Below are 14,902 nucleotides of genomic sequence, written 5' to 3' on the forward strand. Positions count from 1 at the left end.
GAGATGACCGATTGTTACATCCCGTAGGATTTACGTATTATCGTAAAGTGCAACCTTTGTCTGCTAATTTTGCTAACATCGCTTGGATTCTATCTTCAATATCAGCATCTACTAATGTACCTTCATGAGAACGGAAAGACAAGGTATACGCCAAGCTACGATATCCTTCTTGGATATGTTCCCCTTCGTATACATCAAAGATACGAACACTCTCAAGATATTCGCCGCCTTCTTGTTTCATCACTTCTAACACATCAATAGCTTGCACTTCTTTTGGCGCTACAATCGCTAAGTCACGACTAGTGCCAGGGAATTTAGAAATTGCTCTAAACGAAATTCCTTTACGGTTCACTTGTAACAATGCTTCTAAATCCATTTCAAATAAATATGCTTTACCACTAATGTCATAATGACTTGCTACTTGTGGATGTAATTCACCAAAGCGTACAATTTCAACACCCTCTACAGAGATACTAGCACTCACACCTGGGTGTAAATAATACTCTTTACTACGGCTAATTGTATAATTTTCAACACCAAGATTAGCCAGTACAGATTCAATAATACCTTTTAGATCATAGAAATCTACATTTCTAGCCGGTACATTCCATTCTTGGCGATCCCATTTGCCTAGGATAACCCCTGCTGCCATCATGCGTTCATTTGGCAATTCTGTAAGCGGCAATGCCTTAGGTTCGTACACAGCAGCCACTTCAAAAACGGCTAAATCTAAATTCTTTTGAGCTACATTGCGTTTTGCTGTTTCTAATACGCTAGGTACTAAAGTAGTACGCATCACAGGGAACTCTTCGGAAATTGGGTTTAGAATAGGAATCGCTTGATGTCTGCTATCTGTTTCAGGAATTAACAAATCTTGCAAACTATCTTTATGCATGAAACTAAAAGTAATAATTTCATCTAAACCAGCTTCAGCCAAAGCATGTTTTACATCATGTACTAACGCATGCATAGGAGATACTGTTCCCGTTTGGATTCGTGCCAATGGTGTAGTAGGCACGATATTATCATAGTTGTGAATACGTGCTACTTCTTCTGCAATATCTGGCATTCCTGTTACATCATCACGCCAAGATGGGATAGTAGCCACTAATGCCTCACCATCAACTTTCACGTCGAAGGATAAAGTTGTTAGGATAGTAATCATCTCTTCTTCTGCAATATTAGTACCTAAATACGAATTCACAGCTTCACTCGTGAAAGACACTGTACGCACTTCTTTTGGCGCTGCATATACATCAATCACACCTTTTGCTACAGTAGCGCCTGGTGTGATTTCCAATAACAATTGTGCTGCCCGATCTAACGCTAGTGGTGTCACTTCGCTATTCACACCACGTTCAAAACGACCAGATGCTTCAGAGCGCAAGCCTAATGCACGAGAGGTACGGCGAATAGATGCTCCATTAAATACAGCAGCTTCCAATACAACCGTTGTTGTTTCATTGGACACTTCACTATCAGCACCACCCATCACACCAGCTACCCCTACAGGACGGTCAGTATCAGCAATAACTAGCATCGTATTTGCTAATGTACGATCATTGCTATCCAAGGTTTGAATCACTTCTCCCTCTGTAGCTTTACGAGCCACTAAACTATGTCCATGAAGATGATCATAGTCGTAAGCATGCATTGGTTGACCTAATTCTAACATCACATAATTCGTTACGTCCACCACATTATTGATAGGACGAATACCGCAATTACGCAAACGATTTTGTAACCATAATGGAGATTTTTGAACTTTTACATTTTCAATCAAACGTCCCATGAAACGAGAACATAACTCTGTATCAGCAATAGAAATATTCAAACGACCTTCTATAGATGGTCCCTCTTCTTGCACTGTTACCTCTGGGAATGTAGCTTCTGTTTTATCTAATACGGCAAATTCACGGCTTAAACCAACCATGGAGAAACAATCGGCACGGTTTGGCGTCAACTCAAATTCATAGACTACATCATTAAGACCTAGCACTTCTTTTACATCTTGTCCAATAGCTGTACCTTCAGGGAAGATATAAATACCAGTTGCTTCTTCTGGTAACACTACATCTGTAGATAAGCCAAATTCTGCTACAGAACAGAACATGCCTTCTGATGTTTGTCCACGAAGTTTACCTTTTTTAATTTCTGTACCATCTGCTAAACGAGATTTATGGTACGCTACAGGAACGATTTGTCCCACTGCCACATTCGTAGCTGCTGTTACGATTTGTTTCGTAACCGGCTCACCTTCTTCTGTTAAGCATTCTACTTGGCACACTTGTAATTTATCTGCATCAGGATGTTTTGTAATTTCTACAATTTTTCCTGTATAGATTTTTTTAATACCTGTATCACAGTTAATCACTTCTTCTACTGGGATCCCAGCTTGTGTTAAGGCATCTGCAAATTCTTGAGGGTTCTCGCCAAGATTCACAGATACATAGTCTTTCATCCATTGTAAACTAGCTTTCACGGTAACCTCCTAGAATTGCGTTAAGAAACGTTTATCATTTTCATAGAATAAACGTAAATCATTAATACCATATTTCAACATTGCAATACGTTCTACGCCCATGCCGAAGGCAAAGCCTTGTACTTCATTTGGATCATAGCCATTCAATTTCAATACATTAGGATGGACCATACCACAACCAAGAATTTCTAACCACCCTGTATGAGAGCATACACGGCATCCTTCACCGTGGCACATGCAACAAGAAATATCTACTTCTGCACTTGGTTCTGTGAAAGGGAAGAAACTTGTACGGAAACGTACAGCTGTATCTTCACCAAACATGTGTTTCAAGAACAACTCCAAGGTTCCTTTCAAGTCAGAGAAGGTAATATGTTTATCAATAACAAGACCTTCTACTTGATGGAATACTGGAGAATGTGTAGCATCATAGTCCCAACGATATACTTTTCCCGGTGCGATCATGCGGATAGGTGCATTTTTTTCGCTACCTTGCAATGTTCTCGCTTGCACTGGAGATGTATGGGTACGAAGTAATACGGAATCGGTAATATAGAAAGAATCTTGCATATCACGAGCTGGATGATCTGCCGCTAAATTCAAGCATTCAAAGTTAAAATAGTCTGACTCAATTTCAGGACCTTCTTCTACAGCATAGCCCATAGACACAAAAAACTGTTCAATTTCTTCGTTGATTTGTGTTAATGGATGTAAATGGCCTTTACGAACAGGACGACCTGGTAATGTAATATCAATGGTTTCTTGTTCTAATTTAGCTGCCAATACAGCAGCTTCCATTTCTTGTTGTACTGTATCTAAAGCTTCTTCCAACACTACACGCACTGTATTTACCAAGGCACCCATAGCAGGACGCTCTTCTGGAGATAGTTTACCCAATCCTTTTAATAAGGATGTCACTTCTCCCTTTTTACCTAAATAGGTAACACGAATATCTTGTAATTCCTGCAAGTTCGCAGCCCCTTGAATTTGGGCGATTGCTTTCTCTTGCAATGCTTGCAATTGTTCTTTCATTGATTCCTATCCTCCAACTATTCTTCATCTAACAACGACCATGGCAATTCTGGTAATACCAAATCGTCAAGAACCATAAACGTTCCACTTCCCATATAGACAAGTTCTCCCATATCATTATACAAACGGCAGGATGTAACCATCGTACTTTGACCTTTGTGCTCCACATTGGATACACCACGGATTCTTGCATTCTTCGGCAATGATTTCACAAAATTACCATTAATTTGAGCCGTTGTCACTTGCTTTCCTAGTGTAATACAAGCCAATCCCATGAGATAATCTGATAGACTCAAATGTACCCCACCATACACATCGCCTCGCGGATTACTGTGCAATGCTTCTTCACTATGAAAGTCTAGTTCCACATGTCCTGGTGACACATTCTTAAGTGTGACATGATGTAGCACCTCAAAAGGATGTGAACTTGTATGCTCTTGAAAGTATTCTAATAATGTTCTATGTTCCATATAGTTAACCTTTCTAAGCTCATCTTTTTATTATAGAGGAAAGTCTACCTCATTATCAATAGATAGCTTAGAAATCCTTGATTAAATCTAATAATCCTTGTTCATCCATCACAGGGATCCCCAATTGTTCTGCTTTTGTTAATTTACTACCTGCATCGTCACCGGCAATGACCAAAGTAGTTTTTTTACTGACAGAACCTGTTACCTTCGCTCCATGAGCTTCTAAAATTGCCGCTGCTTCAGAACGTCCCATGGAAATAAGCTTACCAGTCAATACAATGATCTGTCCTTCCAGTTCATTGCCCGCGGCTTCTTGCACTTCCTCTTCTAACCGTACTCCCGCATGACGTAGCCCTTCAATCAATTGGCGATTTCGTTCATTTCCAAAATATTCTACCAAACTTTTCGCCATGGTAGGTCCTATTTCATCAATATTAGTCAACTCATCTATGGTGGCATTCATTAAGCTATCAATGGAAGTAAAGTATTTCGCAATGGTTTGCCCCGCTTTTGCACCAATTAAACGTATACCCAGTCCAAATAAAACTCGACCTAAGCCACGTTCTTTAGAGTCATCAATCGCTTTTAGTAGGTTTTGCGCCGACTTTTTGCCCATTCGCTCTAAGGATGTAATATCCTCTTCCTTCAAATGATATAAGTCTACTACCGTTTCAATACAATGATTTGTCACTAGCGCTTCTACAATACTAGGACCTAATCCATCAATGTTCATGGCATCACGGGATGCAAAGTGAATGATACCTTCCTTCTCTACCGCTGGGCAATGTTCATTACTACAATAAATGGCCACTTCTCCTTCACGGCGCACCGTAGGAGATTCACATACCGGACAAGCATTGGGCATTTCATAAGGCACAGAATCCGATTTTCGTTTATCTACCACTACAGAAATTACCTCTGGAATAATTTCCGCCGCCTTATGAATACGCACCGTATCACCAATACGGATGTCTTTTTCTTTGATAAAGTCCTCATTATGCAATGTGGCTCGTGACACATTCGTACCAGACACAAAAACAGATTCTAATTCTGCAGTTGGCGTCAACACCCCTGTACGCCCTACATTGATTGTAATGTCCTTCACAATCGTTTCCACTTCTTCTGGTGGATACTTGAATGCGGTCGCCCATTTCGGGTCCTTCGCTGTGGTCCCCAATGTCTCTTGGTCTTCAAAGTCATTTATTTTTATCACCATACCATCTGTATCATAAGGCAAGTTATGTCGCTCTACCTCCCAGTAATGAATATGCTCCACAACCTCTGCTATGGATTGACACACTTTATAGTGAGGATTGACATGAAATTTAAAAGCTTCGAGTTGCTCTAATAATTCCTGTTGTGTATGTATGTTAGATCCTTCTGATGAACCAATCGCATAGGCAAAAAAATCTAAGTTTCGGCTTGCCGTAATAGCTGGATCTTGTTGGCGCAACGACCCTGCTGCCGCATTACGAGGATTCACAAAGGTTTGCAAACCTGCTTCTTCTCGTTCTTCATTGATTCGTTTGAACTCCTTATGCGGCATATAGGCTTCTCCACGAATTTCAATAAAAGGAGGCGCATTGTCAATGACTAATGGAATAGACTGAATGGTTTTTACATTCGCTGTCACATCTTCCCCTACACGACCGTCACCACGTGTGACCGCACGTACAAAGAGACCATTTTCATAATGTAAGTTAACCGCTAAGCCATCAATCTTCAATTCCACTACATATTGTGGTGCATGACCTAGCTCCTTTTCACAGCGTGCCCCAAATTGTTCTACTTCAGCATCATTAAACACATTGCCCAAGCTGAGCATTCGTTGTCCATGTACTACTTTTTCAAAGCTTCCTTCCACCTTGGCTCCCACACGTTGTGTAGGAGAGGTCGGCACAATATACTCTGGATGTGCTGTTTCTAACTCTACTAATTTTCGATATAATACATCATAGTCATAGTCAGAAATAATGGGAGCATCTTTCACATAATATAAATACGCATGATGGGCTAATTCTTTTTGTAATTGTTGAATGTCTTCTTGAATACTCATTGTATGATTTCCTTATTTTTTTCGTATAGGAGCGAACTTAGCCATAATTTGTCGTAATCCCTGTGTAGGGAACTCAATTTTTAGTTTTACATTGGCACCTTCACCAACTACATCCACTACAGTTCCTTCGCCCCATTTAGCATGGATAGCAGTATCTCCCACAGTCCAATCTACTACCTGTGGATTACGAATCATAGGTTTTGTAACAGGTCGATTCGCTACAGATTGATGGAATGGTACATTTCGTTGTAATTCTTCCTTCACAGTTCGTTTTGGACGTACTTCCTCTACAAGCTCACTCGGAATTTCTTTTAAGAAACGAGATGGTAAATACCCTGTAGTTTTACCAAATACAGTCCGTGTAGTGGCATTGGATACATATAGCTCTTCTTCGGCTCTCGTAATCCCTACGTAGGCAATACGGCGTTCTTCTTCTACTTCCTCAGGATTCATCAACGTACGGCTATGCGGAAATAATCCTTCTTCTAAACCAGCTAAGAATACCACGGGGAACTCTAGTCCTTTTGCAGCATGCAATGTCATTAATGTCACTTTGGATTCCTCTTGTTCAAAGGAATCTACATCATTCACTAACGCCACTTGCTCAAGAAAGTCTTGTAAAGTACCTTCTGGATTTGTATCCATAAACTCTTTGGCTACCGACACCAACTCACCAATATTTTCCAACCGAGCTTGGTCTTGTGGGTCTGTACTATTCTCTAGTTCCACTACATATCCAGTCCGATCTAATACGGCCTCAATAATACCTTGTACAGAAAGCTCTGTGGCCTCGTTGACTAAGGTAAAAATTAACCCCATAAACTCTTCTAACTTTTCTTTCGTTTTACCTTTTATCGTAGGAATTTGGTTCAATTGACTCAATGTCATAAATAGTGAATTATTCGTTTCTCTTGCAAAATCTTGCAATTTTCCTACTGTAGTTAATCCAATACTACGTTTTGGTACATTAATAATGCGTTGTAAGCAGATATCATCAAATGGATTGATTAAAATACGCAAGTACGCCAAAATATCTTTGATTTCTTTACGATCGTAGAACTTGGTGCCTCCTACCATTGTATAAGGAATACCGCGTTTAATCATGGATTCTTCTAGCACACGAGACTGTGCATTAGTACGATATAAAATAGCCATCTCTCCATAACTTCGATTATGAATTTCTCTTTGCTTTTTAATCGTATCTCCTATGAAAGCTCCTTCTTCTTGCTCCGACTGGGCTTCAAAATGACGGATTTTGGCACCTTCTCCTTTATCTGTCCACAACACTTTTTCAGGGCGCCCCTCATTGTAATCAATGACCGCATTAGCCGCCTCTAAAATTGTTTTCGTAGACCGGTAGTTTTGCTCTAATTTAATAAGCTTTGCCTTAGGATAATCTTTTTCAAAGTCCAAGATATTTTGAATATCAGCACCACGCCATGCATAGATACTTTGATCCACATCACCTACCACGCATAGATTATTCCATTTAGAAGCTAATAAAGATGCTAATGTATACTGTGCATGGTTTGTATCTTGATACTCATCGATCATAATATAACGGAAACGATGACTGTACTTTTCTAGTACGACTGGATTTTCTTGTAATAATTTAACAGCTACTAGCAATAAATCATCAAAATCTAAAGCATTATTTTTTCGCAATTCGGCTTCATAATAATCGTACACCTTAGACACTTGTTGTGAATAAAAGTCACGAGCTTCACTGCGGAAATCCTTAGCTAATTTCATTCTATTTTTTGCATCGCTAATCTGTGATTGCATAGCCCCTACAGGGTAATATTTATCATCTAAATTTAGTGCTTTAATTGCTTGTTTTATAACTGCTTGAGAATCACTAGAATCGTAGATGGAAAAGTTTTTACTATATCCCATGAAGGAATCTAGTTCAAAGCGCAAAAATTTAGCACAAAAAGAATGGAATGTACTAAGCCAAATACGGTGTGCTGTATCCCCTACTAAGGTTTCCACACGTTCTTTCATTTCTTTTGCTGCTTTATTAGTAAATGTGATGGCTAAAATTTCATAGGGGCTTACCCCTTGTGTCAACAAATAGGCGATACGATATGTTAACACTCGTGTTTTACCTGATCCAGCACCAGCCAATATAAGAAGAGGCCCTTCAGTTGCGTATACTGCCTCTTGTTGCTCTTTATTTAAACCGTCAAATATCATAATACCTCTCTTGCATATAACAAGGGTGCGCTGTGTTTCACTACAACGCACCCCCTATTATAGATTAGCCTTTCATAGCGCCCACGATTGGTGGTACTACTTGTTTTTTACGGGATAATGTATGTTCTAAATATACTTCATTGTCCACAGGTTGTGCATTAAATGCAGCTGCTACCACATCATTCGCATCACCAACAAATATTAAATTAGTAGCTTCTGTTAAAATGTTTGTAATCATTAAGTAAGAAGCACTGTAATTATTAGCACTGCGCAATTCTTCCATCGCTTTTAACAAGCAACCTTTGCGACCTAAAATATCTGTCGTATCCATCACTTGGATTTGCCCAATACTGATGATTTTACCATTTGCTTCAAACTCTTTTAAATCAGTGCGAACAATTTTTTCATCAGAATAGTCAGACACATCAGAGCCGGCTTTTAATAATTCCATGCCATACTCTTCTAAGTTAACACCAGCGATGTCTGCTAATTTTCTTGCTGTTTCTTTATCTTTTTCAGTACAAGTAGGAGAACGGAACAATACTGTATCAGAGATAATCGCAGATAACATCAACCCTGCAATATTTTTAGGAATCTCTTGACCATATTGCCAGTATAAATTAGCAAGAATTGTACAAGTACATCCTACAGTTTCATAATGAATGAAAATAGGATTATCCGTCACTAAACCACCAATACGATGGTGATCGATATTTTCGATTAATTCTGCTTCTTCGATATCGTCAATAATTTGTACTTTTTCATTGTGGTCCACAAGAACAACTTTTGTTTTTTGCTTTGGAGCTTCCACATTAGAACGAATGATACCTAAGTATGTACCATTGTCTACTACTGGATAGCCACCGATGTGAGAATTCGCTTTGAAGTCACGTAATTTAGTTTCTTTGCTAATCACTTGGCAAGAAGTTTTTGTACAAATTTCACCAGCTGTCACATTCGCATTGTCACTGATAGCGCCTTCTAACGCATCAATTAAGCGTTGTGCCGTAATCGTACCTACATACGTAGTGCCATTTTCTACCACTGGAATGCGGTTCATTTCATATTGTTTACGCCATGCTAACACATCTTGTAACGTTGCTTTTGCATCGACTGCGGGAATTGTTTCTAGTACATCTTCTACTGTTACAGCAAAAGAAGTTACGATTTCTGGATGTTCAAAGCCAAAATACTTTAACGCAAAAGATGTTTCTTTATTGGCTTGACCTGCACAAATTGGTTGTGCTGAAAAGCCCATTTGATTTTTTAAATTTGCATAAGAAATTGCAGAGCAAATAGAATCTGTATCTGGACTCTTATGTCCTGTTACTAAAATTGTATCTCTTAACATAATGTCACCTCGTATAATCATCACTTGAGTTATATATCAATGTTTCTTTATTATACCATAATTAACCATAAAATGCATACAAAAAAGACCTCGTAAACAACAGTTTACAAGGCCTTCTTATTCGTTTCTATTACGCATTTTTAGAAACTACTTGTTCTCCTTTGTAAGAACCACATGTTGGGCAAACGCGATGCGGCATCATTGGTTCGTGACATTGTGGACAAGCTACATAACCAGGTACTTCTAATTTCCAGTTAGCACGACGACGATCGCGACGGCATTTGGAAAGTCTACGCTTTGGTACTGCCATTATCTGCACCTCCTTAACATAATCACTAGGTATTAATCATCATTTTCTTCCTTCAGCAATGTTCTTAGCACTGCTAATCGAGGATCTACCACAAAGGATTCACAAGAGCATGGTGAAACATTTTGATCTGCTCCACACTGAACACACAATCCTTTGCAATCATCCTGACATAACACTTGAGAGGGCTCATTGATGATTAATGTTTCCCGAATGGTCTCCGTTAGATCAATTTCTTCCCCATCGAAAGAAATTATATCATCGTCTCCATTGTTGGAATGTGTAACACCAAAAGTCTCTTCAAATGGAACAGTATGGGTATAATTAGTATCGGTTAAGCATCTTGAGCACTCATATTGTCCATTTGTTGTTATGGTACCATTCACCACATAATGTTGACCATCATAACGAAGCTCACCACTAATGGTTATATCATGACGGCTCCAAGGAAAAGCAGATACGTCACCAAGATCATTACCTGATGTCGTACATAGAAAAGGGACAACACGTCCAATCTGTTCTTTTGCTTGCTCTACTTGCAGTTTCATAATTTTACCTCGACTATACTATTATAGCTACCTATACTATCTTTGTCAAATGCTAGCCCCTATATGTTGTTAAGTTTTCATAAAACTCATACAAGACATAGCACTCAACGCTCATGTGAAAAAGAGCTCTCCTTATGGAGAGCCCTTATGTATGTGGATTAATTTATCGAAAAATTAATTACATTTCTTCGAATTGGTCTTTACCAACCCCACAAACTGGGCAAAGGTAATCAGCTGGTTGATCTTCGAATTTAACGCCTTCAACAGCTTCGTCGTAAACCCAACCGCATACTACGCAAACGTATTTTTTATCCATTATGTGCACCACCTTTCGTACTAAAAGATTTGTCTCAGATACTTCATCTGTAAACAGTATACCACCACAATCGAAAACTTTCAATATATTCTCAATCATTTTCTATGTTATTTTTAGATACCTATTTGCAAACTATGCATAGCAAATCAATGGTACAACACAGGGAATATTATCAACGAATACATATCTGTCACCATCTACGACTGGCTCCTCCACCTCCAGAGGAGCCACCGCCAAATCCACCGAATCCGCCGCCACCGGAACGGCCAGATCCACCTCCACGACCAGAGGCCAATATCCAAAGGATAGATTGAGTAATTGCTCCGCCCAAAAATGTCATATCCACTATGATTAAGGCCAAGATACCTACACCAATCAACAATAATTGGAAAGGACTTAGTTCAATAGAATCTTGCTTTGCATGGATTCGACTGCCATCAATACTCACTCCATACTCTTTGCTGACCTCACCTACTAGCACTTTATAGGTTTCCATGACGCCAGGTCCAAACTTTCCTTTTTGAAAGTACGGTATAGCATATTGATCTAGGATTTCTCCAGCTTTCCCATCATTGATAGCACCTTCTAATCCATAGCCTACTTCAATGCGCATTTGCTTGTCCTTTAGGGCAATTAAAAAAAGTACTCCATTATTTTTTTCTTTGTCACCAATTCCCCAAGCACGAAAGACACGGTTCGCGTAATCTGATACATCCTCACCATCTAAGGTCGGAATCAATAAGACTGCAATTTGCGCTTTTGTTTTCTTTTGAAGTTCTAAGCCCATATGGTTCATGGTATATATTTCTTCTTTTGTCAGAGTTTGTGTTTGATCTAATACATATCCATTCTTAGGCGGATTGGGCACATCTAAGGCAAGCACAGATAGACTGCAAAAAAACAACAGCGTCGTTACAAATACAGCACTAAGAATCGTAGACCATGCAAATTTTCTCCTCATCCAACCTCCTCATCATAAGTAACCTCTGTCATACACCCTATGATTTATAAGCGATTCTACACTGAGCCCTCAACTAAAACTGTACTTTAGGTGCACTTTGCGCCCCTTGATCTGCTTCAAAATATGGTTTTACTTGGAATCCCATTGGACTAGCAATTAATGATGTCGGCAATGTACGAATTTTCATATTATAGGCTTGTACACTTCCATTATAATCCTTACGTGCCACGGCAATACGATTTTCCGTTCCCGCTAATTCATCTTGCAAGGCTCTAAAATTAGCATCAGCTTTTAAATTTGGGTAATTTTCCACTACCACCAACAAACGGCTCAAAGCACTACTCAACTCTTGATTGGCTTTCGCTGTTTCTTCCACTGTTTTGGCACCACCTAGTTTAGCTCTTGCATCGGCTACAGCTTGAATTGTATCCTTTTCATGTGTTGCATAGCCTTTTACTGTATTTACCAAATTCGGAATTAAATCAGAACGACGTTGCAATTGTGTTTGTACTTGTGCCCATTGTCCATTCACTTGTTCTTCTGTTTGTACTAAACCATTATAAGAACTGAATATCCAAATTAAAATAACTCCCACAATGCCTAAACCAATTAACCACGACTTTTTCATAAGTCCTCCTTTACAATGTATATTCCTTTTGTATGTACCTCTATTATACATCGTTTTTATCATCTTTTATAGCACCTATATTTTTTCATTCTATTGAGCTATAATGAAAGCATGTTGAAAGTCCCAGTGATTCTGATAGATGAATCGCTACTCTATATAGGAGGTATTATGAAAACTAGCTTAACAGAATTATTAGGTATCCGATACCCTATTATCCAAGGTGCTATGGCTTGGACATCAGAACATACCTTAGCAGCATCTGTGGCTAATGCAGGTGGTACAGGAGTCATTGCCACGGGCGGTCGTGACACGGAATGGGTACGGCAAGAAATCCGTCAATGCAAATCTTTAACTGATAAACCATTCGGTGTCAACTTAATGTTAATGGCGCCTAACTTAGATGATATCCTAGCTGTTATCGTAGAAGAGAAACCGGCTTTCGTTACATTAGGTGCAGGGAATCCAGTTCCTTTTATCGAACCATTACATGCGGCAGGCATCAAAGTCATCCCTGTGGTGCCAAATGTAAAATTAGCTAAACGCGTAGCAGCTGCTGGAGCTGATGCTATCATCATCGAGGGTCAAGAAGCTGGTGGCCACATTGGTACACAAACAACGATGGCATTGCTAGAAAACGTTGTACCAGAAGTAACTATCCCTGTGGTCATCGCTGGCGGTATCGTTGATGGCCGTGGACTTGCTGCTGGTCTTACTATGGGAGCTGCTGGCGTTCAAATGGGATCTCGCTTTATCTTAGCGGAAGAATGCAAAATGCATCAAAACTGTAAAGAGGCTATTATCAATGCTACTGATACAGACTCCACAGTGACAGGCCTTACTTTCAATCACGGTGTACGTGGCCTTAAAAGTGAATTCACAGCTCGTTATTTAGAAGCTGAATACAGTTGCGCTCCTAAAAGTGAGTTAACTGCTATGGCTATCGGTACGAATAAAAAAGCTGCCGTTGATGGAGATACTGTAAATGGTGTTGTACAAGTTGGACAAGGCTTAAACCGTTTAACACACGTGGAACCTGCAAAAGCTATCGTGGAATCCGTTGTGGCAGAAGCTAAAGAGGCTATCAAGCAGGCTCAACGCTTTATCTAATCGTTTGTAGTTACTAATTAGTACAATTATATTTTTATGTATATACATTTCATTGCCTTACCGTGTAAGTTGTGATAGGCATTAACACTAATTCTATACATACATTATACAGGAGGATAGTATGTTACCATTTAAAGGAAAATATCCAAAATTAGATCCAAAAAGTCACGCTATGCCAGGCGCTGAACTAGCAGGTGACGTAGAATTAAAGGAATATGCCTCTGTATGGCAAAATGTATCCGCTCGCGGAGATGTGAATAAAATTGTTGTCGGTCGTTACTCCAATGTGCAAGACAATTCTGTACTCCATGTAGACGATGATCACGCTTGTATCCTTGGCGACTTTGTAACCATCGGTCACAGTGCCATCATCCACGCATCCACTTTGGAAGACCACGTATTAGTCGGCATGGGAGCTATCGTTCTTAGCCGTTGTCACATCGGTCGTGGTTCCATCATCGGTGCAGGCGCTCTTGTGTTAGAAGGTACAGAAATTCCTCCCTACTCCTTAGTCGTAGGTAGCCCTGCCAAAGTGATTCGCACAGACGAAAAAATGATTGAAAAAATCCATAACCAAGCTGTGAAATACAAAACATTGTGGACCAAAGAATATGGATTCTTGCCAGATGCAGATGGCGAAGTATGGGATCCTAGTCAAACTATTGTGTAAATATATATAATCAAATACTAAAAAAGAGCTCTATGACAATTGCCATACAGCTCTTTTTTTATTTACACTTTATATCTCATTATCTTGTAATTGTGCATACCTATTATCTTATAGCAGAAAATACGTTATTAAACGTATCCTCGCCTTTTATAAAACACTTGTTATCATTATTTTACTCTCATACACATTTAATTTCAATATCAGTCAATATAAAAACGGATATTTGACATGACAGTTCAAATATCCGTTATTTTATGATATTAACTTAGGTAGCGTGTATTACTCCATATACAAAACTACTTCCCCACGTTGTAGAGATTGTCGTATATCAATAATTCGCTGATTACTACTCCCTCTAAAGGCTAAGCCTGGATCTCTTAGAGCATCCACAAATTTCCCATCAACTAAAATATGGCATCGTTCTAATAAGGCTCGTTTATTAGGACACCCTATGAGTTCTTCATAAGTATAACCCGAGTAGACCCAAATTGGTTTCTGCGGCGCAACTGTTAGCACTCTATCAACTAGAGGTAGTAATCCATCTACATTTTGAAAAGGCTCTCCCCCTAATAAGGTTAATCCACTACAAGCAGGAGCACTGACATAGGAAAGTAATCTTTCAGTATCTGATTCTTTCCACTCCTCACCAGCAGAAAAATCTTGATATTCTTCATTAAAGCAATTATAGCAACAATGGGTGCAACCCGTAACAAATAAGGATGTACGAATGCCTTCACCATTAGCAATATCATATTGTCTAAGCTGTCCATATCGCATA

14 protein-coding genes are annotated in these 14,902 nt (G+C 39.3%); 2 read left to right on the top strand and 12 right to left on the bottom strand.

Annotated features, from left to right (window positions below; all coding sequences use genetic code 11):
- Window positions 1-37 precede the first annotated feature (37 nt).
- The 11 genes from pheT to EO118_RS04150 all read right to left on the bottom strand — a co-directional run bounded on the left by pheT (window position 38) and on the right by EO118_RS04150 (window position 12,347).
- Entirely contained in the window at window positions 38-2,482 is a 2,445-nt protein-coding gene (pheT, locus tag EO118_RS04100; RefSeq protein ID WP_127068761.1) for a phenylalanine--tRNA ligase subunit beta, read from the bottom strand.
- Window positions 2,483-2,491: 9 nt separating this feature from the next.
- Window positions 2,492-3,514, bottom strand: coding sequence for a phenylalanine--tRNA ligase subunit alpha (gene pheS / locus EO118_RS04105; RefSeq protein ID WP_127068762.1), 1,023 nt, complete (start codon window positions 3,512-3,514; stop codon window positions 2,492-2,494).
- Window positions 3,515-3,531: 17 nt separating this feature from the next.
- Window positions 3,532-3,984 (bottom strand): PaaI family thioesterase, encoded by a 453-nt coding sequence (locus EO118_RS04110; protein WP_127068763.1) that lies wholly within the window; start codon window positions 3,982-3,984, stop codon window positions 3,532-3,534.
- A gap of 67 nt (window positions 3,985-4,051) precedes the next feature.
- Window positions 4,052-6,040, bottom strand: coding sequence for an NAD-dependent DNA ligase LigA (gene ligA, locus EO118_RS04115; RefSeq protein ID WP_127068764.1), 1,989 nt, complete (start codon window positions 6,038-6,040; stop codon window positions 4,052-4,054).
- A gap of 12 nt (window positions 6,041-6,052) precedes the next feature.
- Entirely contained in the window at window positions 6,053-8,236 is a 2,184-nt protein-coding gene (gene pcrA / locus EO118_RS04120; protein ID WP_127068765.1) for a DNA helicase PcrA, read from the bottom strand.
- 64 nt (window positions 8,237-8,300) lie between these two features.
- Window positions 8,301-9,587 (bottom strand): manganese-dependent inorganic pyrophosphatase, encoded by a 1,287-nt coding sequence (locus EO118_RS04125; protein ID WP_127068766.1) that lies wholly within the window; start codon window positions 9,585-9,587, stop codon window positions 8,301-8,303.
- Between the two features lie 130 nt (window positions 9,588-9,717).
- Complete coding sequence (gene rpmF, locus EO118_RS04130; protein WP_009354192.1) at window positions 9,718-9,897, bottom strand: 50S ribosomal protein L32; 180 nt, start codon at window positions 9,895-9,897, stop codon at window positions 9,718-9,720.
- A gap of 32 nt (window positions 9,898-9,929) precedes the next feature.
- On the bottom strand, window positions 9,930-10,442 hold the full coding sequence (locus EO118_RS04135) for a DUF177 domain-containing protein (protein WP_127068767.1): 513 nt from the start codon (window positions 10,440-10,442) through the stop codon (window positions 9,930-9,932).
- A gap of 178 nt (window positions 10,443-10,620) precedes the next feature.
- A complete protein-coding gene (locus EO118_RS04140; protein ID WP_009354175.1) occupies window positions 10,621-10,758 on the bottom strand; it encodes a rubredoxin in 138 nt (45 codons plus the stop codon).
- A gap of 190 nt (window positions 10,759-10,948) precedes the next feature.
- The gene (locus EO118_RS08610; RefSeq protein ID WP_164723849.1) at window positions 10,949-11,719 is read right to left on the bottom strand and encodes a YgcG family protein; all 771 of its coding nucleotides are present in this window, start codon (window positions 11,717-11,719) and stop codon (window positions 10,949-10,951) included.
- 73 nt (window positions 11,720-11,792) lie between these two features.
- Window positions 11,793-12,347, bottom strand: coding sequence for a LemA family protein (locus EO118_RS04150; protein WP_127068768.1), 555 nt, complete (start codon window positions 12,345-12,347; stop codon window positions 11,793-11,795).
- A gap of 168 nt (window positions 12,348-12,515) precedes the next feature.
- On the opposite strand from EO118_RS04150, the gene EO118_RS04155 reads away from it, so the two are divergent.
- On the top strand, window positions 12,516-13,454 hold the full coding sequence (locus EO118_RS04155) for a nitronate monooxygenase (protein WP_127068769.1): 939 nt from the start codon (window positions 12,516-12,518) through the stop codon (window positions 13,452-13,454).
- Between the two features lie 121 nt (window positions 13,455-13,575).
- Window positions 13,576-14,124, top strand: a complete 549-nt coding sequence (locus tag EO118_RS04160) for a gamma carbonic anhydrase family protein (RefSeq protein WP_126940236.1) — start codon at window positions 13,576-13,578, stop codon at window positions 14,122-14,124.
- 279 nt (window positions 14,125-14,403) lie between these two features.
- Here EO118_RS04160 and nrdG read toward each other — a convergent pair whose 3' ends face one another.
- Window positions 14,404-14,901 carry an anaerobic ribonucleoside-triphosphate reductase activating protein gene (gene nrdG, locus EO118_RS04165; protein ID WP_127068819.1) on the bottom strand — a complete coding sequence of 166 codons (498 nt, stop codon included), beginning with the start codon at window positions 14,899-14,901 and terminating at the stop codon, window positions 14,404-14,406.
- Window position 14,902: the final 1 nt, after the last annotated feature.

The sequence above is a fragment of the Veillonella sp. 3891 genome (genome assembly GCF_003992315.1).
Lineage (GTDB): Bacteria > Bacillota > Negativicutes > Veillonellales > Veillonellaceae > F0422.